At 37.3% G+C, this 24771-nt stretch carries 22 protein-coding genes and 2 riboswitches; all 22 genes read right to left on the minus strand.

Annotated features, from left to right (window positions below; all coding sequences use genetic code 11):
- Positions 1 to 10: 10 nt before the first annotated feature.
- The 22 genes from GX497_00875 to GX497_00980 all read right to left on the minus strand — a co-directional run bounded on the left by GX497_00875 (position 11) and on the right by GX497_00980 (position 24469).
- On the minus strand, positions 11 to 1126 hold the full coding sequence (locus GX497_00875; protein ID HHY71789.1) for an HD-GYP domain-containing protein: 1116 nt from the start codon (positions 1124 to 1126) through the stop codon (positions 11 to 13).
- Between the two features lie 181 nt (positions 1127 to 1307).
- Positions 1308 to 1610 (minus strand): DUF1805 domain-containing protein, encoded by a 303-nt coding sequence (locus GX497_00880; protein HHY71790.1) that lies wholly within the window; start codon positions 1608 to 1610, stop codon positions 1308 to 1310.
- A gap of 69 nt (positions 1611 to 1679) precedes the next feature.
- Entirely contained in the window at positions 1680 to 2498 is an 819-nt protein-coding gene (locus tag GX497_00885; protein ID HHY71791.1) for a sulfite exporter TauE/SafE family protein, read from the minus strand.
- A gap of 219 nt (positions 2499 to 2717) precedes the next feature.
- On the minus strand, positions 2718 to 4115 hold the full coding sequence (sufB, locus tag GX497_00890) for a Fe-S cluster assembly protein SufB (GenBank protein HHY71792.1): 1398 nt from the start codon (positions 4113 to 4115) through the stop codon (positions 2718 to 2720).
- Between the two features lie 20 nt (positions 4116 to 4135).
- Positions 4136 to 4591, minus strand: a complete 456-nt coding sequence (locus tag GX497_00895) for an SUF system NifU family Fe-S cluster assembly protein (protein HHY71793.1) — start codon at positions 4589 to 4591, stop codon at positions 4136 to 4138.
- Positions 4578 to 5801, minus strand: coding sequence for a cysteine desulfurase (locus tag GX497_00900; protein HHY71794.1), 1224 nt, complete (start codon positions 5799 to 5801; stop codon positions 4578 to 4580). Before GX497_00900 ends, GX497_00895 begins: the two co-directional genes overlap by 14 nt.
- Before the next feature lie 5 nt (positions 5802 to 5806).
- Complete coding sequence (gene sufD, locus GX497_00905) at positions 5807 to 7108, minus strand: Fe-S cluster assembly protein SufD (protein HHY71795.1); 1302 nt, start codon at positions 7106 to 7108, stop codon at positions 5807 to 5809.
- A gap of 22 nt (positions 7109 to 7130) precedes the next feature.
- A complete protein-coding gene (gene sufC, locus GX497_00910; GenBank protein HHY71796.1) occupies positions 7131 to 7913 on the minus strand; it encodes a Fe-S cluster assembly ATPase SufC in 783 nt (260 codons plus the stop codon).
- A 273-nt stretch (positions 7914 to 8186) separates the two neighbouring features.
- Positions 8187 to 9059 (minus strand): ABC transporter substrate-binding protein, encoded by an 873-nt coding sequence (locus GX497_00915; GenBank protein HHY71797.1) that lies wholly within the window; start codon positions 9057 to 9059, stop codon positions 8187 to 8189.
- A gap of 23 nt (positions 9060 to 9082) precedes the next feature.
- A complete protein-coding gene (locus GX497_00920) occupies positions 9083 to 9751 on the minus strand; it encodes an ABC transporter permease (GenBank protein ID HHY71798.1) in 669 nt (222 codons plus the stop codon).
- Complete coding sequence (locus tag GX497_00925; protein ID HHY71799.1) at positions 9744 to 10769, minus strand: methionine ABC transporter ATP-binding protein; 1026 nt, start codon at positions 10767 to 10769, stop codon at positions 9744 to 9746. The genes GX497_00920 and GX497_00925 overlap by 8 nt, the downstream gene beginning before the upstream one ends.
- 102 nt (positions 10770 to 10871) lie before the next feature.
- Positions 10872 to 11001, minus strand: a riboswitch (SAM riboswitch).
- 79 nt (positions 11002 to 11080) lie between these two features.
- Positions 11081 to 12382, minus strand: coding sequence for an O-acetylhomoserine aminocarboxypropyltransferase/cysteine synthase (locus GX497_00930; GenBank protein HHY71800.1), 1302 nt, complete (start codon positions 12380 to 12382; stop codon positions 11081 to 11083).
- Between the two features lie 70 nt (positions 12383 to 12452).
- A riboswitch (SAM riboswitch) is annotated at positions 12453 to 12561 on the minus strand.
- A 72-nt stretch (positions 12562 to 12633) separates the two neighbouring features.
- Positions 12634 to 12996: an SCP2 sterol-binding domain-containing protein gene (locus tag GX497_00935; protein ID HHY71801.1), complete on the minus strand. Its 363-nt coding sequence runs from the start codon at positions 12994 to 12996 to the stop codon at positions 12634 to 12636.
- Between the two features lie 165 nt (positions 12997 to 13161).
- Positions 13162 to 14313, minus strand: a complete 1152-nt coding sequence (locus GX497_00940) for an anti-sigma factor domain-containing protein (protein ID HHY71802.1) — start codon at positions 14311 to 14313, stop codon at positions 13162 to 13164.
- On the minus strand, positions 14306 to 15079 hold the full coding sequence (sigI, locus tag GX497_00945) for an RNA polymerase sigma-I factor (GenBank protein HHY71803.1): 774 nt from the start codon (positions 15077 to 15079) through the stop codon (positions 14306 to 14308). The genes GX497_00940 and sigI overlap by 8 nt, the downstream gene beginning before the upstream one ends.
- A 214-nt stretch (positions 15080 to 15293) precedes the next feature.
- On the minus strand, positions 15294 to 15653 hold the full coding sequence (locus GX497_00950) for a toprim domain-containing protein (GenBank protein ID HHY71804.1): 360 nt from the start codon (positions 15651 to 15653) through the stop codon (positions 15294 to 15296).
- Positions 15654 to 15743: 90 nt separating this feature from the next.
- Positions 15744 to 16127, minus strand: coding sequence for a glycine cleavage system protein GcvH (gcvH, locus tag GX497_00955; GenBank protein ID HHY71805.1), 384 nt, complete (start codon positions 16125 to 16127; stop codon positions 15744 to 15746).
- 91 nt (positions 16128 to 16218) lie between these two features.
- Positions 16219 to 16575, minus strand: a complete 357-nt coding sequence (locus GX497_00960) for an arsenate reductase family protein (GenBank protein HHY71806.1) — start codon at positions 16573 to 16575, stop codon at positions 16219 to 16221.
- Between the two features lie 197 nt (positions 16576 to 16772).
- Complete coding sequence (locus tag GX497_00965) at positions 16773 to 18554, minus strand: acyl-CoA dehydrogenase (protein ID HHY71807.1); 1782 nt, start codon at positions 18552 to 18554, stop codon at positions 16773 to 16775.
- Positions 18555 to 18747: 193 nt separating this feature from the next.
- The gene (locus GX497_00970) at positions 18748 to 19926 is read right to left on the minus strand and encodes an acetyl-CoA C-acetyltransferase (protein ID HHY71808.1); all 1179 of its coding nucleotides are present in this window, start codon (positions 19924 to 19926) and stop codon (positions 18748 to 18750) included.
- A 15-nt stretch (positions 19927 to 19941) separates the two neighbouring features.
- Positions 19942 to 22377: a 3-hydroxyacyl-CoA dehydrogenase gene (locus GX497_00975; GenBank protein HHY71809.1), complete on the minus strand. Its 2436-nt coding sequence runs from the start codon at positions 22375 to 22377 to the stop codon at positions 19942 to 19944.
- 196 nt (positions 22378 to 22573) lie between these two features.
- Positions 22574 to 24469, minus strand: a complete 1896-nt coding sequence (locus tag GX497_00980) for an LTA synthase family protein (protein HHY71810.1) — start codon at positions 24467 to 24469, stop codon at positions 22574 to 22576.
- Between the last annotated feature and the right edge of the window lie 302 nt (positions 24470 to 24771).

Raw genomic sequence — 24771 nt, forward strand, 5'->3', positions numbered from 1 at the left:
TCTATGTTTGTTAAGAGTGGACTATTTCATTTTTCCCTAATAAGGTTGTATCTGTTTCAACGATAAAAATTGTCAATTCTTTCAGCAAATCAATTTCATATGGTTCTTGTAAATACATACCATTTTCTTCGATAATTCTAATAATCGGTCTGTCAGTTGAACCAATATTTTGCCTCACAACAATACCCTTTCGTCCATCATTTAAATATACGGTTAAACCAATTGGATAAGCGGCAATGGCCTTTCGAAAGGCTTCAACCAAACCGATTTCAAATTGTGAGCCCGCACCCGCATATAAAATTTCCAGACCTTCATTAGGCAGCATCGCTTTTCGGTAAACTCGATTGGAAGTTACGGCATCATAAACATCTGTAATCGCCAAGATACGGCCGAAATAATGAATATCTTCACCAACTAATCCTCTTGGATATCCCTTTCCATTTATCCGTTCATGGTGTTGATAAGCACAGTGAGCTGCTAATAATGGAATTGTAGGTGCATTCCTTAAAAGATTAAAGCCATCTTCAGAATGTCTTTTCATAACAACGTATTCTTCATCCGTTAATTTTCCGCGCTTAGTTAAAATATCATACGGGACAAGCATTTTACCAACATCGTGAAGCATCGCTCCTAGCCCAAGTTGCTCTAACTTCCGTTCTGGTAATTTTAGTTGAACACCGAGAGCAAGACTATAGATTGTTACATTTAAAGAATGTGTAAATATATAATGGTCATAAACAGAAACCTCTGATAATAATGAAATAACATCATTATGGTTTTTTATTTGTTCCAATATATCACGTACGACAAAAGAAAACCTTTTACCAAGCTGTTCAACAACAAACACCTTGGATAATGATTTTTCTTTTTGAACAATCTCGAACGTTTGCTCGATTGTTTCAACGGCCTCTTTTCGCGTTTTTTCCGATATTGGAGACTTAATTTCTACATCCCTTGTAAAAGGGTCATCTACATATACATAGGAAATACCTAAATCTATTAAACGCTTAATCATCCTTTCAGTAAGCGGTATCCCTTCGCCAATTAAGGCTTGACCCTGACCATTGAAAATAGGTCTACCAAGGGTTACACCTTCTTCCAATGTATTCGTTGAAATCAATCTCATTTTTTCCTAACCCCTAACTCTGCTTGAGTCTGTATTTTACTATTATTATGATACCAAATAAAATCATAATTTGTAGAATTGCGTCGTATTTTGTCGAAAATATTTCACATTACTAAATAAAAAAAGCGGCGTTTGCCTATAGACAAATTCCGCTTATTAATATAAACGCTATTTTCACTGTTTATAACATTCTTAACAAAGCATCCTTTCCTTTCATCCCTACCATAATCCCATATTTCTCAGCCTCAATTGTTACTGACTCCAGTGGGGCCTCCAATAACTGATCGATTGTCCTTACACCAACCGCCCTTCCGGCGATAATTCCTCTATCCTTTAACCGCTCATTTAATAAGGCTACATCTAACGCCCCACACATAATATAACCTTTATCTGAAGTTACAGCCATAAAATTCGTTTTTGGAAGCGCAACGGTAATCGCTGTAAATTGCTGATTATCTATTTTAATCGGTTCCATTTTAATCATCCATACTACACATCCTTTCTATTATCACTTTATGAAAAATAGAAAAAATCTGTATAGGTGTTTGTCCTATTAAATTTGAACAATTAAACGAATGCCAATGATGATAAGAATAAACCGCAAAATCTTAACAACAGTATCAGCTTTCATTCGTTGATTAATAATCGAACCTATTTTGGCGCCAATCCATGCCCCCGGTATTAAGGCAATCGCAATTATCCAGTCTATATTCCCAAGGTTAAAATGAGTATAGGAGCTAACCGTTGACGATAAAAAAATTAAAAACATAGAGGTAGCTACAGCAATATGGGGCGGAAATCTAAATAATAACAGCATCGCTGGAACCATTAAGGAGCCGCCGCCAATGCCAAAAATACCTCCTAGAAAACCAACAATAAAAGAAATGAATATCGCAAAAAAAATATTAAAACTATATTGATTTGTGTTTCCACGTTCATCTACACTCGTTCGATTGATTCTAAAACGGCTCGTTGACGAGGTTTTTGCCTTTAATCTCCCTCTAAACATTAATGTTAACGAAATAAATATTATAAAAATACCAAAGTAAAGATTAAACTGTTCAGCATTTAAATATTTGTTCGTCATCGCACCTATAATAGCCCCTGGTGCACTACCAATAAAAAACAGCAAACCGCTTACGTAATCAATCTTTTTAAGCTTTATATATGTCAATGTCGAAGATAAGCCGGTGGCTATGATTACTAACGAAGATGTTCCAACAGCAATTTGCGGCGAAATTTTACCTATCAACACCGTATATGCACTAATGAATAACAATGCAGGTACAGTAATAATTCCTCCACCAAGTCCAACTAAGCTTCCAATAACACCCGATGACAAGCCAACTATAAACAAAACTACCCATTCCATTATTAACTCACTACCTTCTGTATAGGGTCCGCCCCCTATTAGAAAGACACGACTTGCCGCCCATAACGGCGGAAGCACCTAAAGGTATGACCTAAAGGCCCCCGATGTCCTTTCTTATACTGATATCCGACAAAAGTTATATTTTCTTATCAGTATAATAACAAAACTCAGGGCTGTTTATCCAGCCCCGAGTCGTATACAAGTAAAATATGTCGAAATTTAGCCGATGGATCCTTCCATCTCGAACTTTATCAATCGATTCATTTCAACCGCATATTCCATTGGAAGTTCACGTGTAAATGGTTCGATAAAGCCCATGACAATCATTTCTGTTGCTTCTTGCTCGGAAATACCTCTGCTCATGAGATAGAACAGCTGCTCTTCTGATACTTTTGATACTTTTGCTTCATGCTCTAGTGAAATATTTTCAGTTAGAATTTCATTGTAAGGGATTGTGTCGGATTTCGATTTATTGTCCATAATTAATGTATCACATTCAACATTTGAACGAGAGCCATCTGCTTTGCGGCCGAAATGGACAACACCACGGTATGTTACATTTCCACCATGTTTAGAAATTGATTTCGATACAATCGTTGAAGATGTATTGGGCGCTAAATGAATCATCTTTGCGCCTGCATCTTGGTGCTGACCTTTACCAGCGATTGCAATTGATAGCGTTAAGCCGCGCGCGCCTTCGCCTTTCAAAATACATGCTGGATATTTCATCGTTAACTTAGAGCCGATGTTGCCATCAATCCATTCCATTGTGCCATTTTCATCAACCGTTGTCCGCTTCGTAACAAGGTTGAAAACGTTATTCGCCCAGTTTTGGATTGTTGTATAACGACAATAAGCATTTTTCCCGACGATAATTTCAACAACGGCACTATGCAATGAATTTGTCGTGTAAACAGGTGCTGTACAACCTTCAACATAATGGACTGAAGCATCATCATCGACAATGATTAAAGTCCGTTCAAATTGCCCCATGTTCTCAGAGTTAATCCGGAAGTATGCTTGTAGTGGTGTATCGACCTTCACACCTTTTGGTACATAAATAAAAGAACCACCAGACCATACCGCTGAATTAAGCGCTGCAAATTTATTATCTGCAGGCGGAACAACCGTGCCAAAATATTTTTTAAAAATTTCTTCATTTTCTCTTAACGCCGAATCTGTATCTTTAAAAACAATTCCTAAATCTTGAAGGTCTTGTTTCATATTATGATAAACAACTTCCGATTCATATTGCGCTGAAACACCTGCTAAATATTTCTGCTCCGCTTCCGGAATTCCAAGCTTATCGAACGTATTTTTAATTTCCTCAGGAACCTCATCCCAAGATTTCTCGGATTTTTCAGAGGGCTTAACATAATACGTAATTTCGTCAAAATTTAATTCGCTTAAATCCCCGCCCCATTGCGGCATTGGGAGTTTATTAAATAAGTCCAATGATTTTAAGCGAAAATCGAGCATCCATTGTGGTTCTTGTTTCATTTTCGAGATTTCTTCGACAATCTCTTTTGTTAGACCACGTTTTGATCTAAAAATCGAAACGTCTTTATCTTTGAAGCCATATTTATAATCACCGATTTCCGGCATTTTCTTTGCCATCGCTATAATCCCTCCTTACATTATTCTTGTTCCTGTTCCAAGCCTTTTTCCATTGCCTTCCAGCATAATGTCGCACATTTAATGCGGGCAGGAAACTTCGCAACACCTGCTAATGCTTCAATATCGCCTAAATCTAAATCTGAATCATCATATTCTTCACCGAGCATCATTTTTGAAAAAACATCCGCCATTTTCAATGCTTTAGCAACCTTTTGGCCTTTAATCGCTTGGCTCATCATCGAAGCAGACGACATACTAATCGAGCAGCCTTCACCGTCAAATTTCACATCTGTGACAATGCCGTTTTCAATTTTTAATTGCAATTGAATGCGATCACCACATGTTGGATTATTCATATTTATTGTAATATCACTTTCATCATGCATAATCCCACGGTTTCGTGGATTTTTATAGTGATCCATAATTACCTTGCGATAAAGTGCATCTAAATCAATATTTCTATTAGTAGAGGACATTTCCAAAATACTCCTTTGTCTTGATTAAAGCTTTAACAAAGACGTCAATTTCTTCTTCAGTATTATAAAGGTAAAAGCTTGCGCGTGCTGTCGCCGATACATTTAACCATTTCATTAACGGTTGAGCACAATGATGTCCGGCGCGAACAGCAATTCCTTCTGCATCAAGGACGGTCGCCACATCATGGGGATGAACATCATCAATTGTAAAGGTTACAAGGCCTGCTCTTTCTTTTGGTCCATAAATCGTAACACCCTCAATTTCGCTTACTTTTTCCAGTGCATACTGGGCTAATTTATGTTCATATGCAGAAATGTTGTCGATGCCAATTTCTTCAAGGAAATCAATTGCCGCCCCTAAACCAATTGCACCAGCAATAATCGGCGTACCGCCTTCGAATTTCCACGGAAGCTCTTTCCAAGTAGAATCATATAAATCAACAAAGTCAATCATTTCACCGCCAAATTCAACTGGCTCCATTTTTTCTAGTAAAGCTTTTTTCCCGTATAGTACACCGATTCCCGTTGGACCACACATTTTATGTCCAGAAAAGGCGTAAAAATCACAATCTAAATCTTGAACATCAACCTTCATATGCGGTGTACTTTGCGCACCATCGACAACCATAACTGCACCATTTTTGTGGGCAATCGCGGCAATTTCTTTTACTGGGTTAATCGTTCCTAAAACGTTGGAAACATGCATAACGGAAACAATTTTTGTATTTGGTGTTACTGTTTTTTCAACATCAGCTAATGCAATCGTCCCATCTTCTTGCAATGGAATGTATTTAAGCGTTGCTCCTGTTGCTTTTGCCACCTGCTGCCAAGGAATAATGTTGCTGTGATGCTCCATCGGTGTGATAACAATTTCGTCTCCTACACCGAGGTTTGCCCGGCCATAGCTTGCCGCCACCGTATTTATAGCGGTTGTCGTACCGCGGACAAAGATAATTTCTTGGACTGATTTGGCGTTAATAAATTTTCTAACCTTCTCGCGTGCACCTTCATACCCATCGGTAGCTAAAGTACCGAGCGTATGTACACCACGGTGAACGTTAGAATTATACTCGCGATAGTAGCGGTCTAAGGCTTCAATAACTTGGACCGGCTTTTGCGATGTTGCCGCACTATCCAAATAGACAAGCGGATGATTATTTACTTGTTGATGGAGAATCGGGAACTGTTTGCGAATGTCTTGAATATCTATATTCATTATCGAACTTTCCTTTCAATCACTTCAACGAGCTGGTTTTTCACATTTTCAATTGCTAATTCATTGACAACAGGCTTTAGGAAACCGTGAATAATCAAACGTTCCGCTTCCCGTTTCTCAATCCCACGACTCATTAAATAGTAGAGCTGGATTGGGTCAACACGGCCAACTGAAGCAGCATGTCCTGCCATTACATCATCTTCGTCAATTAACAAAATCGGATTAGCATCGCCACGTGCCTGTTCACTAAGCATTAAAACACGGGATGTTTGTTCAGCATTTGATTTTGTTGCGCCATGTTCAATTTTACCAATTCCATTAAAAATATTTGTTGCCTCGTCCCTTACAACACCATGATTTAAAATATTTCCTTCAGAATATTTGCCGAAATGAATAATTTTTGTTGTGATATTTTGCTTTTGATCTCCACGACAAACAGTAACAGTTTTTGAATCAGCAAACGAACCGTCGCCTTTTAAGTTCGTGATATTTTCTGAAACCGTATTTCCGTCATTCATTTGCCCTAAGGCCCACTCAATACGGCCGTCCTTGCCGACAACACCGCGGCGGTTTACATAAGCTGTCATTCCACTCGCGAAATTATCAACAGCACCGTAATGAACTTTTGTATTTGCACCAGCAATGACTTCAGCGATAATATTCGCGACATTCTCTTTGGTGGAAAAAGAAAGATAATTTTCAATATATGTTACAGAGCTACTGTCTTCAGCAACAACAATAACATGATTAAAAAGCGCCGTCTCTTCGTCTTGCCAGTAGATTACTTGCAGCGGCTCCTTCACTTCGACATTTTTCGGAACATAAATAAACGTACCGCCGTTCAGTAAAGCTGCATGGAGCGCTGTTAGCTTATGTTCATCAACCGTAACCGCTTTTGTCATAAAATATTTTCTTAGTAATTCACTATGGGTAGTTGCTGCTGTTACAATATCTGTAAAAATAACACCTTGATTTGAAAGCTCTTCCGATATAGCAGTATATGCTAACGAGCCATTACGTTGTATGAGTAAATTTTGATTTTTTGCATCAACATTAACTAACGCTTTAATTTCATTTGGGAGCTGTTCCAAAGACTGGACAGCATCTTTTTTTATACCATGATTGAAATTAGTGAAATTCCAATTATCAATTTTTGTTTTATCCGCTTTAGGTAACGGTAGTTCGTTCACCTTTTGAAGCGCCTCTATGCGTAAATTTTTAAGCCACTCAGGCTCTCCTACTGTTTTTGAAAATTGACTTACATACTCAGCATCGTATGGAAGTTTTGTTTCGACTGTCATCAAAATCCCCTCCTCACTGCTTTTACGCTTCTTGACCTACAGTTTCGTCTTCGATTCCTAGCTCTTTTTTGATCCAATCGTATCCTTCCGCTTCCAAACGTTCCGCTAATTCAGCTCCACCTGTTTTGACAACACGGCCTTGCATCATAACGTGAACAACGTCAGGCTTAATATAGTTCAGTAGACGTTGATAGTGAGTGATCATTAAACAGCCAAAGTTTTCGCCGCGCATTTCATTAATCCCTTTTGATACAACCTTTAACGCATCAATATCAAGACCTGAATCAATTTCATCTAAAATCGCAATTTTCGGCTCAAGCATCATTAATTGTAAAATTTCATTACGCTTTTTCTCACCGCCGGAAAAGCCTTCATTTAAATAGCGTTGTGCCATATTAAGATCCATATCTAAAAACTGCATTTTTTCATCCATTGAACGGATGAATTTCATTAATGAAATTTCATTTCCTTCACCACGACGAGCGTTGATGGCGGATCTTAAAAAGTCAGAATTTGTAACGCCGGTAATCTCACTTGGATATTGCATTCCTAAAAATAAGCCAGCACGTGCACGCTCATCTACTTCCATCTCAAGTACATTTTTTCCATCAAGTGTAATACTGCCTTTTGTTACTGTATATTTTGGATGTCCCATAATTGAGGAAGCTAGCGTTGATTTCCCTGTACCGTTAGGGCCCATGATTGCATGAATTTCCCCGCCTTTTACTTCAAGGTTTACACCTTTTAAAATTTCCTTCCCCTCAATCTCAACATATAGATCTTTAATTGATAAAGTAGATGACATATCTATACCTCCATATTATCTTAGTCCCTTTATTTTCAATGTTTTTATAAAAGGATCTTACTATTCTCATTCTATTCTCATTCTAATCTTATACTAAATGATATAACATAGCAACCATGAGTTTTTTGTATAAAAATACTTTTTATACAAAAATGTATATAAAGTAAGCTTCTGTTGTTTTTTAGTTTTTGTAATCTCTGTTAAAAAATGTACAAAAAAGACATGTGGAGCACTTTTTATGTCCACATGTCTTTTCATTTAAAAACTCAATTATTATTCATTTGCCGGGATGACAGCACCTTTATATTTTTCAGTTATAAAGTCAGCAATTTCTTTCGATTGCAATACTTCAACTAATGTTTTGATTTCTGGACGATTTTCATCACCTGCACGAGCGACGACAATATTTACATAGGGATTGTTTTCTGGTGATTCAATCGCAATTGGGTCTTTCGCTGGGTCTAAATCAGCATCTAAGGCAAAGTTTGAGTTAATTAACACAGCATCACCTTCGCCATTTTTGTATGCTTGCGCTAATAGGCTTGGCTCAACACTAGTAATAAACTTTATTTTCTTTAGATTTTCAACAATATCATCGACAGTTGCCGCTGATTTATCAACGCCTTCTTTCAGTTTAATTAAACCTTTTTCTTCAAGCATTGATAACATCCGACCATGGTCTGAAACAGAGTTGCTCATGATGATTTCTGCACCTTTTGGAAGCTCTTCAAGTGACTTATATTTTTGTGAATAAACACCAATTGGCTCAATATGAACGCCACCAACATTGACGAAATCATAATCAAATTCTTTTTTCTGTAACTCTAAGTAAGGAATATGCTGAAAATAATTAACGTCTAGTTCTTTTCCATCTAAAGCCTTGTTAGGCAAAACATAATCTTGGAATGGAACAATTTCAAGTTCAATGCCTTTTTCAGCTAAAATTGACTCCGCATGTTCTAAAATTTCCGCATGAGGAACATTTGAAGCACCAACGACTAGTTTTACACTTTTCGTTGTGTCTTCTGTTTTTGCTGGCTGTTGTTGATTTTCCTCTGCTGTTTCTTTGTTTGCGTTGCCTCCACCACATGCTGCAAGCGCAAAAATGACAAATAGTGAAGTCAATAGAAGTAATAATTTTTTCATTCTGTGTTAACCCCCTTAAATTTTTATCTTTTATCTATTTTAGAAGTGACAATGTCACCAATAAACTGAATGGTAAAAACAATTACTAAAATTAAGATAGTCGCTAAAATTGTGACATCATTATGATTACGTGAATATCCTTCTAAAAATGCAAGGTTTCCAAGACCGCCTGCTCCAACTGCACCAGCCATTGCTGTATAGCCAACAAGCGCAATCGCCGTTACAGTAATCCCTGAAATTAAGGCTGGCATCGATTCAGGCAACAACACCTTAAAAATAATCGTCGTTGTTTTTGCCCCCATTGCCCGCGCTGCTTCCAAGACTCCTTTATCAATTTCTCTTAAGGCGATTTCTACCATACGTGCATAAAATGGTGCTGCACCAATAATGAGTGCTGGAAGAGCAGCATTAGCACCGAGTATTCGACCGACTATTAATTTTGTAAATGGTATGAGTAAAATTATTAGGATAATAAATGGTATTGAACGGAAAATGTTAACAAATGCCGCAACAATCGAATTGATTGCTTTATTTTCCCAAATATTACCTTTCGAAGTTAGAAATAATAATAGTCCAAGAATAATGCCAAGAATAAATGTCGCTGCAACAGATATGCCTGTCATATATAATGTTTCGATTGTGGACTCCCACATTTTAGGCCATTTCACATTCGGAAGTAATGTCTCAAGCATGAACGATTACCTCCACTTCAACTTTATGTTCACGAATAAAAGCAAGCGCTTTGTCAATTTCATTTACTTCTCCTTCAAGATGTATGAACAAAGTTCCGTAGGCGCCATTTTGCGTTTGCGAAATTTTGCCTTGCAAAATATTTACGTTAATCTTAAATTTACGGATTAAATCATTCATTAACGGTTGTTCAGCGTTATCACCAACAAAGGTAAGCTGAATAACCTTGCCATTCGGATATTTCTGTAATAAATGATCAATTGTTTCCATTGTTTGCTCGGGCTCTGTTACTTGTTGGACAAACCGTTTTGTAATCGGCTTTTTTGGCTTGCTGAATACTTCAAGTACAGAGCCTTCTTCAACAATTCGGCCATTTTCCATAACAGCAACACGATGACAAATTTTGCGAATGACGTGCATTTCATGAGTGATTAAGACAATCGTAAGCCCTAATTTTTCATTAATATCAACAAGTAGGTCTAAGATTTGGTCTGTTGTTTGCGGGTCTAAAGCCGAAGTTGCTTCATCACATAAAAGCACTTTCGGATGGTTAGCTAGCGCTCTAGCAATGCCGACTCGTTGCTTTTGACCACCACTAAGCTGGGAAGGGTAGGCCTCTTCTCTTCCTTCTAAACCTACTAGTTTAATAAGCTCATCAACTCTTTTCAGCCGTTCCACTTTAGGAACCCCGGCTATTTCTAACGGAAACGCAATATTTTCCCTAACCGTTCTTGACCATAAAAGGTTAAAATGTTGAAAAATCATCCCGATTTCTTGGCGGGCTTTCCGTAGCTCAGCACCTTTGATATTTGTTAAATTGCGTCCTGCAACTTCAACTATCCCAGTTGTAGCTTGTTCAAGTCTATTTAATAAGCGAATAAGTGTACTTTTACCCGCACCACTATATCCAATGATTCCATATATTTCACCTTCGTTAATTCTTAAATCAACTTGGTCAACCGCTCTAACCTCAATAGCATTCGATTTAAAAATCTTTTCGACACCTTTTAAAGTAATCATGCTACACTTTCACCTTCTTCCATCGCTATTATACACTTTCTACTACGATGATGCAGAAAAACCTTTCCGCAGACAAGCAGAAAGGCTTTGAATAGTCCCTTTCTCTCATCTTCCAAAGTTGCAATACTAAATAAAGCAATACTTTGTGTGAATTGGCACCATTTCAAAGCGAATTGCTTTGACGGTTGCCGGGTTTCATAGGGCACATTCCCTCCACCTCTCTTGATAAGAGTTATTTTTAATTATTATATAAAAATAGTATATGGTAGAAATTTTAGCATGGACAACTTTTTAGTGTCAATATTACTATTTTATTTTGAAGTAATGCCTGTTGCTTTTTCAATTGCTTGTTCTAAATCCTCTAAAATATCATCAATATTTTCAATACCAATTGATAGGCGAATTAAGTCTTCCGATACCCCTGATTTCTTCAATTCTTCTTCACTTAATTGTGAATGCGTCGTGCTCGCTGGGTGGATAATTAAACTTTTTGCATCACCAACATTGGCAACATGTGACCAAAGCTGTACATTGTTTATTAATTTTGCACCCGCTTCACGCCCACCTTTAATTCCAAATACGACTACTGAGCCAGCTCCTTTTGGCAAGTATTTAGCAACATAGGGATTTGAAGGGTGGTTTTCTAATTCTGGATGCAATACCCACTCAACAGCAGGGTGACTTTGTAAATATTCAAGCACTTTTCTTGTGTTAGCAATATGTTCCTTCATCCGTACATGTAAAGTTTCTAAACCTAAATTTAGTTGGAAAGCGGCAAACGGACTTAATGCAGGTCCCATATCACGTAATAATTGCACTCTAGCTTTGATAATAAAGGCTGCTGCCCCGATATCTCTTGCATAGACAAGACCGTTATAGCTTGGGTCTGGGTTTGTAAAGCCTGGGAATTTCGGTGAATTCCAATCAAACTTACCTCCATCAATAATCACGCCACCAAGCGTTGTACCGTTTCCGCCTAGCCATTTAGTTGCAGAGTGAACAACAATATCAGCCCCAAATTCGATTGGTCGGCATAAATATGGTGACGCAAATGTATTATCAATAATAAGTGGAATGCCTGCTTCATGTGCAATATTTGCTACCGCTTCGATATCTAATACATGTAAGCTTGGGTTGCCAATTGTTTCCGCAAAAACTGCTTTTGTTTTGTCGGTTATCGCTCTGCGGAAATTTTCAGGATCTGTTGGATCAACAAACTTAAAATTAATGCCATACTTTGGTAATGTTTGTGCAAATAAATTATAAGTTCCACCATAAAGCGTTGATGCGGCTACAATTTCATCACCAGCTCCAGCAATATTTAAAATCGCTAGTGTGATGGCTGACGAACCACTTGCAACAGAAAGGGCACCCACTCCTCCTTCTAATAGGGAAATTCTTTCTTCGAATACAGTGCAAGTTGGATTGTGAAGTCTAGTATATATGTACCCAGGCTCTGCTAATGAAAATAAATTTGCTGCATGCTCTGCATCTTTAAATAAATAGGCATTTGATGGGTAGATTGCCGTTGCTTGCGCACGTGTCCCTTCATCAAGCTGTAGACCGCCGTGAATTCCTAAAGTTTCAATACGGTAATTTTTTTGACTACTCATTTTATACATCTCCCTTTTTAAATATAAATACCCCTCATCAGATAAGATGAGGGGATAACAATTCACACTCTACTTATCTTTCAGAGCAATTGCTCTGTAGGAATTGGCACCGTGTTTTTAAAATAAAAACCGGTTGCCGGGCTTCATAGGGCCGGTCCCTCCACCTCTCTCGATAAGAACATTTTTAACTTTCTTATTTAATTTAGGCTAATCCTATCACCTTTCTTAGTCTTTGTCAAATATTTTTCGATTTATGATTTGCTTAGTTCAAAAGAGCAACAATATAATATTGACTCTACTTTTAAAATATAGCGAAATTTCCCCTCTACAGCTAGTTCTCCTCTTTTTTTGAGAGTTTGCAATTTCTCTCTACCTTCAATTAGCTCGATAAGTGTTGTGGAATCACCACGGATTGTTAAAGCGTATCCGTCATGACCATTTCGATTGTTTAAGCTTACATCATTTCCATTTAATACTAAAGTAATTTCATTATCTTCAAACGGACAAAACAGCACTGTTATATTTTCATTTTCTAATAACGGTAAAATATGAGAGGCATATTTCAAACGGCTAATGAAATTTTGTAACGCTTTCTCCACATCATTCTTTCCCATTTTCCACACCCTATTTCAGACTAAAATCCCCTATGTTTACTTAATTCTCCAGAAAACAAAATTAACCTTGATTATTTGTTCGACAATTCTGAAAATATACTCACCAAAAAAAGACAAACTCCTCTATCACAGTGGAATTTGTCTTTATTTCCTGAGAAATATTGTCTAATTATTATGCTTTTGATTATTGCCGCCTTTACCTTGATTGTTTCCCTTTTGACTTCGTTCATTTTTCCGCTTATCACTTTGGTTTGGATGTTTATCTATACGATAGTTTTGTTTTTCATCGTCCTTCCTATTGCCTGTTTGCTTGTTTTTTGGCGAGGAATCTTCCCAAGATTTTTTTATATTCGGATTCGTTTCTTTGTTTTTCTTATTATTTTCATTATCACTTTTCTTATTGCTTGCGTTTTTCTCGTCTTTTTTGATTTTCACATCTTTAGCGTTTTTATTACTGTCATTTTGCTTTTTAATCACATTTTGAGTTTTGTCTTTCCCATTTTCTTCTTTACCATTATTTTTTTCAGTTCTTTTCTCGGCTCTATTATCAGTTTTTTGTTGTTTTTCAATTTCTTTTTTAGATGACTTTTGCTTTTTTTGTTCTAGCCTCTCATAAATTTTTGTAACGGAAAGATCCTTCGTTTCCTCCACCGTCAGGTTTTCCTTCGCTTCTTTATATAGTAAATACTTTCCGGTTGAAACTCCTACATCCTTTGCCTCTTTTCTTGTGTTTTCATCACCTTTTAACGTTGTAACAACAACACCATCTGTTTCTATATCCTTTTTAATTTCATTAAGATTAGCTTCAACTGCTGCTTCGGCATTTTTATTAATGTATGTTGTTGTAACTAATACATCATGATTTTCTTTGAGATAACCATCTTTTTTTGCTAATTCCATTGTGTGATTAATGAATTGTGACAATGATTGGTTACGATAGTTTTCTTGAATTTGCGAAACTATATTTTTTCCATCCTCATTTATTGGAATGACTTCGACAACCTTTAATTTTTCATTTACACCTACTTCTAGACTCGGATTTATATCTAAGCTAATATAGGCGGCAACAGCTAAATTACTTTGCTTAAACATTGAAAACTGGGTAAAAAACAAAAGCAATACAGCGACAACCGCTGCAATCGAAATGGCTAGCCGCTTAGCTTGAAAAAGACTAAAGTAGTTTGATACGGGCACATCGATTTCTGAACCAATTTCAATATGTTGGCCTTGCTTTAGAGTAACATGTTCAAAAGCTCCATCTGTTGTTAAAACGACTGCTTTCCGATTTTTGATTTCCATTACAATTCCTTTATTCATTTCTGTGCCCTCCTCTCTCCGGCTCAATATAAGATTTTAGAGCATGGAATTGACCAATATGGATTAAAGCTATTGCAATAATATACTTTCGATTCCTTTCGATTGTTTTCCGGCTACACGATACAAGTGTTTCTAATTCTTTTACTGGCAGTCGTCTTTTTTCTACAAGTGCCTTCTTTATTTCAATATTTTCTACAACTATTTTGGCGATTCTTTTCGCATTTTCCCTTGCATCAAGATGTTTTGGGCATTCGCCACTTAGCGCCTCAAAGGTTATGCCATAGCTTAACAACAGCTTTTGATACTCCTTTATTTCTTCAACTCTCTTTTTACTTGCTTCAATTGCTTCATATTTTTCTAGAGACGCTTTGCGCTCAATATAGTTTTCTTGAATATTGCCATCTTCATCTTCTTCATCTGGCAAGTAAATATGATGGTGCCTGCTTTCTTTCCGAATATAATCTATTATTCTTCTATTAATAACAATGCTTGCGAAGGTTAAGAACTTACTTCCCTGCTCCTTCTTATATTGGTCTATTGCTTCATTTAGCGCTAGCAAGCCAATACTAAATTCGTCCATTGCTTCCGATATATATCGTTTGCATGCTTTCGAGACAACTTTTTTGACAAATGGCTTGTATTGCTCAAGCAAATCATGGCGTATTCGTCCATCTCCGCTTTGGGCTTTCAATACAAGTTCTTCCATTTCCCCTTCGGTTTTAGAACGTTTACTTTTAAACCATGATTTTATATGTATAGGCTTCATGCTTCCACCTCAATCCCTATATACATTCGAACACTTTTTTTCTTTTTTGGGTGCACTCCTATTCGAATTCATCCTGCTTCAATCTTTATAACATAATTTATGATGTTCGCACACTCCCTAATTTTTACAATAAAATTTTATTACATATGTGTCTAAACTAATAAAGGACAATGCTAAAGCGGGCAGCTTAGAATTGTCCTTCATTTTAGAAACTTTATTTAATTAAATACTTTGGATCAACATTAAAATGTTTGTTTAAGAGAGCCGCTGCTAAATGATATTCAGGAGTAGTTGCAACCTCATGATATACTTTATCAATATAAATATGAATGGCATTTGGCAATTCCCTTTTAAATTGCTTTCTTAATTTTTCTCCAGCATAATCAGCATCAGCCAATATATAGACCTCTTTGTTATCAAGATCATATTCATTGACAAGCTCTTCAATTTTTTCTGTGCTCACCGTGCCATTTGTACAAATTATCTCAACGAAATCAAGAAAAAGTGGCTCAATTTTTTTCTTATCTGATATTCCTTCAACAATAATTACCTTCTCAACATCGATTCGTTCCAATCTACTTCTCCACCTTGGTTAGAGTTTCTATATATAGTAAAAACCGGATGAGAGCGTGGATCGCAATTACATCCGGTTTTCAATAATGTTTTAATCTTCTTTAATTAGTTCCTCATATTGCTCAGCAGTCAGTAGTTGATCCAATTCTGAAGAATCAGACGGCTCAACCACAATCATCCATGCTTTTTCATATGGAGATTCATTTACTAATTCAGGGCTATCTTCAAGATCACTGTTTATTTCAATAACTTTCCCGCTGATAGGGGCATAAAGCTCTGAAACGGTTTTTACTGATTCAACGCTTCCAAATGGTTCATCAGCCGTTAATTCCGCGCCAACTTCAGGAAGTTCAACAAACACAATATCTCCTAATTCATGTTGTGCAAAATCTGTAATTCCTACGCGGATTTTATCTCCTTCTACTTTTACCCATTCATGCTCTTTTGAATAACGTAAATCCTTTGGTATACTCATGAAAACCCCTCCATAACTCATTTCTATAGTTAAATTTCTATCCTTTTGAAGGATAGGTTAATACCGTAGTAAATAAACCTTTACTATGCTTTTATAACCAAGTTTCTTTAAATTGCTCCTCATTAAAACCGACAGTAACCTTTTTTCCATCCGTCGTTATTGGCCGTTTAATAAGCATGCCATCGGAGGCTAATAAGTTTAGCAATTCATCATCGCTTGCAGTTTTTACTTTGTCCTTTAATCCAAGTTCCCGATATTTTTGGCCGCTTGTATTAAAAAATTTCTTCAATTCAAGGCCGCTTTTTTTATAAAACTCTTCAAGCTGTTCTCTTGAAGGTGTATTTTCCACAATATGTATTTCATTGAAAGGAATATTATGACTTTCTAACCATTTCTTTGCATTTCGACATGTACCGCATTTAGGGTACCAATAAAACGTAATTGCCATCTGTTTCCTCCTTATCCATATTAATAATTATTTTACCATATCCCTCTGTGGATTTCATAATTTTTAGTGGGATTTATGTGCTACGGTCTACTAGGAAAAATGTAAGAAGGCCATCCATAGTTGGTAATTTCAGCTAATTGGATGGCCCGCCCTTTATGCGAAATTTCGATAAATTATTACAGCATCCCTCCACATCTTTAAACAATATATTTTTGTGCGGCAATTACTCCCGCTGCTGCTTCCCGTTTTTTAGCGATTATATTGATTGGAGTATGACGGGTTAGCTTGCGAAGAGCTGCCAGCATCATTCTTAAAGCATCACCAGACTCCAGTGCCACAATCGTTTCCCTTGCATGGGCCTCAATTTCATTAAATGCCTCTTGGCAATAAATTTCGGTGTATACTATTTTTTGTTTGTTTTTTTCTGCACCATTTCGGTCGATTGCTTTTTCAGTTCGCAGAACGGCAGATTCCATTGCATAAATATTGTTAATGATGTCAGCAATATTACTAAGGATTTCCTGCTGCTTTTCAAGGGCTGACCCTAACTTTCGGGCCGCTATCCCTGCTGTGAGAATAGCAATTTTTTTAGCGTTTTTACTAAAATATTGTTCTTGTTCAAGAATACGGTCTCCAATTTCCTCAGGCACCATCATTAAAAGCCCTTCTTGTAATGCTTGTGCCTTTTGGAAAAGCGGAAGCTCTCCTTTCAGCACTTTTTTAAGTAGGGTTTCTGAAACAATTAAACGGTTAATTTCATTTGTTCCTTCAAAAATACGATTAATCCGCGAATCCCGATAAATTCTTTCAATCTCATATTCTGTCATAAAGCCATACCCACCATGGATTTGCACACCTTCATCAGCAATAGAATCAAGGGTTTCGCTGCCGAATATTTTTCCTAGTGAACATTCGATTGCGTATTCAGCGATTGCTTTCGCGTTTGCTCGCCCATCTTTTCTTTCTTCTTCTGTTAAAACGCTCATTTGTTCTTCAAATAATCCAACTGTTCGCCAAACCGAGCTTTCCATTGCATATAATTTTGTAGCCATATTGGCTAGTTTTTCTTGGATAAGTCCAAAATTCGCAATTGGAGTTTTAAATTGCTGGCGTTCATTTGCATATTTCACTGATAATTCAAGAGCCCGCTTTGATGCGCCAATCGTTCCAACAGCAAGCTTATACCGTCCCACATTTAAAATATTAAATGCAATTACATGACCTCTTCCTATTTCACCCACTACATTTTCCTTTGGCACAGGTACATCTTCGAGTATGAGGGGACACGTCGATGAGCTCTTAATCCCCATTTTGTTTTCTTCGGACCCTATCGATACACCAGGAAAATCGCGCTCGACGATGAAGGCTGTAAAATGTTCGTTATTGACTTTTGCATAGACGATAAAAATATCCGCAAACGCCGAATTTGTAATCCATTGCTTTTCACCATTTAAAATATAATGTGTGCCCTCCGTATTTAGTATTGCTGTTGTTTTTGCGCCAAGGGCATCAGAGCCGGAACTAGGCTCTGTTAAGGCATAGGCCGCAAGTTTTTCACCTGTCGCTAAGTGTGGAAGATATTTTTGCTTTTGTTGTTCGTTTCCGAAAAATACAATGGGAAGGCTACCAATTCCAACATGGGCGCCATGTGAAATTGAAAAACCGCCAGCAATGGCGAATTTCTCAGCAATAAGTGCGGAGCTGAGTTTATCTAGACCTACCCCGCCGTATTCCTCTGGAATATCTACAGCTAACAGGCCTAACTCCCCAGCTTGCTTTAGTAGTTTTACGGATTTATCAAACTGTTGGTTTTCTAATTGTGAAAGGTGAGGCATTACTTCGTTGATTATAAAATTTTCCGTTGTTTTGGCAATCATTTTATGCTCTTCTGTGAAATCTTCTGGAGTAAACACACTTTGACAAGGGCTATCATCAAATAAAAATTGCGCTCCTTTAATTAGTTGATTGGAATTGGACATGTAAAATTCCTCCTTTTCGCGGAGTTCCTGATGCTTTACTCATAAAATTGAATCACTTACCTAGAAAACGGGCTTATTTTCATGAATCTAATTACACTAATTTATGCTTTATCCACGAAATTGCGGTACATATCTACGAAATCGCGGTATATATCCACAAAATTGCGGCACTTTTCCACGAAGTTCACAATTACTAATTAATTAATTCAAACACCCCGGCTGCGCCCATGCCTCCGCCAATGCACATCGTCACGATACCGAACTGAACATTGCGGCGTTTCATTTCGTGAAGTAAGCTCAATGTTAACTTAGTTCCGGTACAGCCAAGCGGATGTCCTAAAGCAATTGCCCCACCATTTACATTCACTTTTTCTTCGTCCAACCGAAGCTCACGAATAACTTGAATCGCCTGCGAAGCAAAGGCCTCATTTAACTCAATTAAACCGATGTCCGCCAGCTCTAGCCCCGCAAGCTTTAAAGCTTTCGGGATGGCAACGACAGGACCCACGCCCATAATTTCAGGCGGGACGCCTCCCACTGCAAATGAGCGGAATTGCGCTAACGGCTGCAGTCCCTCACTTTGTGCTTTGTCTCGATCCATTAATAAAACAGTTGCCGCACCATCACTCATTTGCGAAGAATTTCCGGCAGTAACAGTTCCTTCGGCAGCAAAGGCTGGCTTTAGTTTACTTAAAATTTCTACTGTTGTTTCTACACGAACTCCTTCATCTTGCATAAAACTGGCTGTTTCCTCTTTCAGCCTGTTATCATCGTCAATTGAACGCCGGATAACCTCAACAGGAACGATTTCTTCCGTAAATTTCCCTTCAGCTAATGCTCTTGCTGCTTTAGCATGGCTTTGGGCAGAAAAGGCATCCTGCTCCTCTCTAGTAATCTTAAATTTATTTGCAACAGCTTCTGCGGTATGGCCCATTGCCATATAATATTCAGGTGCATGTTCAACTAACTTTACATTAGGCTTGACGACATGGCCCGTTATTGGCACTAAGCTCATTGACTCAGCACCACCAGCAATAATGGCATCTGCTAAACCAAGCATAATTCGCTCAGCACCATAGGCGATTGATTGCAATCCCGACGAACAATAACGATTAATGGTAACTGCCGGTGTTTCATAAGACAAGCCTGCTAATGCTGCAATTTGCCTAGCCATATTCATACCTTGTTCCGCTTCTGGGACGGCACAGCCGATAATAACATCATCAATATTTCCACTATAGCCCCCGGCGCGCTTTAACGTTTCCCTTATCGTTAATGAGGCTAAATCGTCCGGACGGACATTCGCAAGTGTACCTTTCTTTGCTTTACCAACTGGTGTTCTGGCGCCAGCAACAATAACCGCTTCTTTCAAAGCTTTCCACTCCTTTCAATTCCATAATGGTTTCCCCTTTAAAAGCATATGTTGCATTCTTTCTTGTGTTTTCCGTTCTCCGACTAAGCTTAAAAAAGCCTCCCGTTCTAAATCTAATAAATATTGTTCATCAACAAACATGCCCTCAGGAACTCGACCACCTGCGATAACGAAAGCAAGCTTCTTTGCAATCTTCAAATCATGCTCTGAAATATAGCCTGAGTTTTTCATATTTATAGCGCCAAGTAGTAGCGCACTATAGCCAGCTTCTCCGACAACGGCTATTTTTCTCCGTTGCGGTGCCTGATATCCGCTAGCATTGAGGGTAAGCACTTTTTGTTTTGCATCATATAACAAATGATCATTATTGAATGTTATGCTATCACTCATACGTAAATAGCCCTTTTCTTTTGCTTCATGTGCCGATGTTGAAACCTTAGCCATCGCTATTGTTTCAAAAGTTGCCTGAGCTGCTTTATGCAAGTCGTAAACAGCAATCTTTGCATTAGCATTTGCACCTACATCACCACGAGCCTTGAAGTCATACTCCGTCAATCGCCTTTCTAAATGGCGCGTATAAAGCTCCTTATTGCCACCTCCCCCAGGAATAACGCCAACACCTGTTTCAACAAGCCCAATATACGTTTCGCTAGATGCTTGAATAGCATCTGCAGCAAGGCATATTTCGGCCCCGCCACCTAAAGCAAGCCCAAACGGTGCTGCCACGACCGGCTTCTTGCAATATTTCACCCTCATCATGGCGTTTTGAAATTGACGAACAACAAATTCAATTTCAAAAAAATTATCATTTTGGGCTTCCATAAGAATGAAAGCCAAATTAGCACCAACGCAAAAATTACCACCATGATGACCAATGACAAGCCCACGGTAATTTTTTTCTACTTCATCAACGGCATAATGCATCATTTGAATCATATCAAGTCCAATCGCATCATTAAGGGAATGGAATTCCAATGCCGCTACACCATCACCGATATTTAGTAAACTTGCACCACTATTCTTCTTAATGACACCGCCCCGCTCTTTTAATTGCCGAAGACAAATTTCTTTAGGGTTTTTCGGCAAAACCTTGCTTTCACGATTATGATAAAAGCTTATAACGCCATCATTTTTTTCATAAAAAGATTTTCTTCCAGTTTCTAACAACTCCTTAATCCACCCTGGAATCTGCTCACCCTCCTGCTCCATTATATGAACTGATTTTTCTAGCCCAATGGCATCCCATGTTTCAAATGGCCCTAGCTCCCAACCGAAGCCCCACTTTAGCGCTTTATCAATCGCTACAATATCATCAGCAATCTCACCGACTAACTGGGCTGAATAAAGAAGCGTTCGTTTTAAAATATTCCATACAAATTTTCCCGCCCGATCATTTGCATAAGCAAGCATTTTTAACCTATCGCTTAAACTTTTTGTGTTCTGACTCATTTCAATTGAAGGAGCCTCTAGCTTTTTCTGTCGTTCATATTGCATCGTTTTAACATTCAGCTCAAAAAGTTCATTTTCTTTTTTTAAATAAAAGCCTTGCCCTGTTTTACTGCCAAGCCAGTTTTTTTCAAGCATATCTTCCATGAAAGCAGGTATCTCAAATACTTTTCGTTCAGCGCCGGTTACTTTTTCGGCAATATTATTTGCCACTAATACAAACGTATCGAGACCGACAACATCTAATGTCCTGAATGTTGCACTCTTTGGACGACCAAGGATTGGACCTGTCACTAAATCAACCTCACCAATACTATAGCCACCTTCCAACATTTCTTTTACAGTAACTAAAAGACTATACGTACCAATCCGATTGGCAATAAAATTCGGAGTATCCTTCGCAACAACAACACCTTTACCAAGAACATTTTCACTAAAACTTTTCATAAATTCGAGAACATAGTTGTCAGTATTTTTAGTGGGAATAATTTCGAGTAGTTTTAAATATCGGGGTGGATTAAAAAAGTGGGTGCCAAGAAAATGCTTTTTAAAATCATCTGATCTTCCTTCAGCCATTGCCTCTATTGATATACCAGATGTATTCGAACTGATAATTGACCCTACCCTTCTAACATTATCAATTTTTTCAAAAACCTTTTTCTTGGTCTCTACTCTTTCAACAACAGCTTCTATAACCCAATCAACCTCATGTAGCTTTTCGAGGTGATCTTCGATATTTCCAATTTCAAGAAAATCTAGATGACGCTTGGATGTAAGCGGAGCTGGCTTTTTCATCACCAATTTTTGCTTAGCCGCTACTGCTAAACGGTTGCGAACTTGCATATCTTCTAAAGTAAAGCCTCGTGCCATTTCTTCCTTAGTCAATTCACTAGGTACGATATCAAGTAATAATGTTGGAATTCCGACGTTTACAAGATGCGCCGCAATCCCTGAGCCCATTACACCTGAACCGATGACCGCCGCTTTACTAATTTTTCGCCACATGATGCTTCCTCCTCTCTAGGCCATATCAATAAAAAGTTATACTTATCAGTATAAAAAATATGAATGATTATCAGCAATTATACCGAATGTACTCCATCCGTTTAAGAAGCAGAAAAACAAAAAGGCCTGACACTCAACGTAACACTAGTTGTTAAAACAGTATCACGTTGAGTGTCTGACCTTAATTGAGTCAGTCTTATTTAGCTTTCTTTTTTGTAAGATTTTCAACAGGTTCATTTAGGAAACGAAGCAAGTCGCGCTGAATAACTTTATCCGAAAGTTCAAGCTCGTATTCAGCTGTTTCTTTTGGCTTTTCACAGTACATTTCATCTGCGGGAAGCCCCGTTCCTTTTGTCAAACATGTTCCTTGCGTGTAGATGAAGTGCTTCGTTACAAAGCTTCCATCACGGAACACAACCAAATCTTTTCGGTTTTTACTAAACAAATCTTCACCAAATTCAATATCCTTATCCGGTTTAATTCCAAGCAAGTTTAAAATCGTTGGTTTAACATCAATTTGTCCACCAATTGTATTGATTGTTTTTCCCTTCATTCCTGGAATGTGAATAATAAATGGAACTTTTTGCAATTCAATTTGAGTATCTGGTGTTATTTCTTTTCCAATCACTTGGCTCATCGCTCTATTATGGTTTTCAGAAATACCGTAATGGTCGCCATACATGACGACAATCGTGTTATCATAAAGGCCGCTTTCTTTTAACTGTTCGAAAAATACTTTCAATGACTCATCCAAATATCTAGCTGTTTGTACATAACGGTCTACCGAACCATCCCCAGTTTGCAAACGCGGGAAATCGATGTCCCCTTCATCAAGAATATACGGGAAGTGGTTCGTTAATGTAAGCATTTTGGCATGGAACGGCTGTGGCAAGCTCTCCAGTAACGGTATTGATTGCTCAAAGAAAGGTATATCCTTTAAACCATAGTTTACTGAGTTTTCATCCGTTACATGATAATATGTTTCATCAAAAAAGTGATCATAGCCCAATGCTTTATACATTAAATCACGATTCCAGAAACTTTTATTGTTGCCATGCAATGATGCCGTTGTATAGCCATTTTCTTTTAAAATTTCCGGAAGAGCATAATACTTATTTTGTGCATTTTGAGTAAATACTGCTCCACTTGGTAATGGATATAATGAGTTATCATTTAAAAACTCAGCATCAGACGTTTTCCCTTGTCCAGTCTGATGATAGAAATTATTGAAATAAAAACTTTCTTGAACTAATTCGTTTAAGAAAGGTGTGACTGGTTGGCCTTCCACTTCATAATTGATTAACCAATTTTGGAACGATTCTAAAGAAATTAAAATAACGTTTTTATCTTTAGCAATGCCAGTCATTTCATTATCTTGTTTAATGCCATCATTCACATAGTTTTCTATTTCAATGATGTCGCTACCTTCCGCAAACGCACGTTGTGCCGATGCCTTTGAATGCATAAATAAATCATACACATGATAATTGTAAACACCAAGGTATTTCACTAACATCGCACGGTCAAATGTTCTTGTTAATAACTGCGGCCTTTGTGTTTCTGCTAAAGCTACGTTAAAAATAAGCAAAGCTACAGAAGCAAGCATTAAAAAGTGTTTCATTGGCTTTCTGACAGCTAAAATCTTTATTTCTTTCTTTCTAGCAATAATTGCTAATAAAGCAATATCAATAAAAAATAATACATCCGTAATCTTCATTAATTCTAACGCACTACCGCCTATTTGAGTGAAATTATTTACTTGGAACAAGACCGGAATTGTAATAAAATCGTTGAAAAAGCGATAATACACCATATTTGCAAACATGATAAATGTAAAAATAAAGCTACATACTACAATTACCCTTCTAGTTAACTTTCTCCTAATTACAAATGCAAGCATAAATAATATTAAAATAGGAGCAAGTGGATTTAGGATAAGGATAAATTCCTCTACAGGATTCCCAATAGGAAGATTAAAAATAAATCGATTAACTATATATGATTTGATCCATAATAAAAAAATGGCAGCTATTAAAAACTTTTCATCAATATTTGGTTGAAAGTTTTTGATTTTGGTCAGTAATCCCTTCATGATTTTGAATTCCCCCTTATCTTTTAACGCTGCTTCTCTCTTTCTTAATCTATCTTTAATTTTATAAATAAATTCGTATTAAAAAAGGAATCAATGACAAGTATCTTACTACTTTCTTATGTAAGTTGCAACATATAAATCTTGAAGCTTTGTTAATAAATTGAAGCACTACCTATATTATTACATATATTACAATATCCACCATTCCCCCTAAGTATTAATTAAATCATAAGTATTAGACGATTACAAATCGTCAAAAGTTTCACTATTACTGAATTTCATTTACCGAGATCTAATCATTG

This window comes from Bacillus sp. (in: firmicutes), assembly GCA_012842745.1.
GTDB lineage: Bacteria > Bacillota > Bacilli > Bacillales > Bacillaceae_J > Schinkia.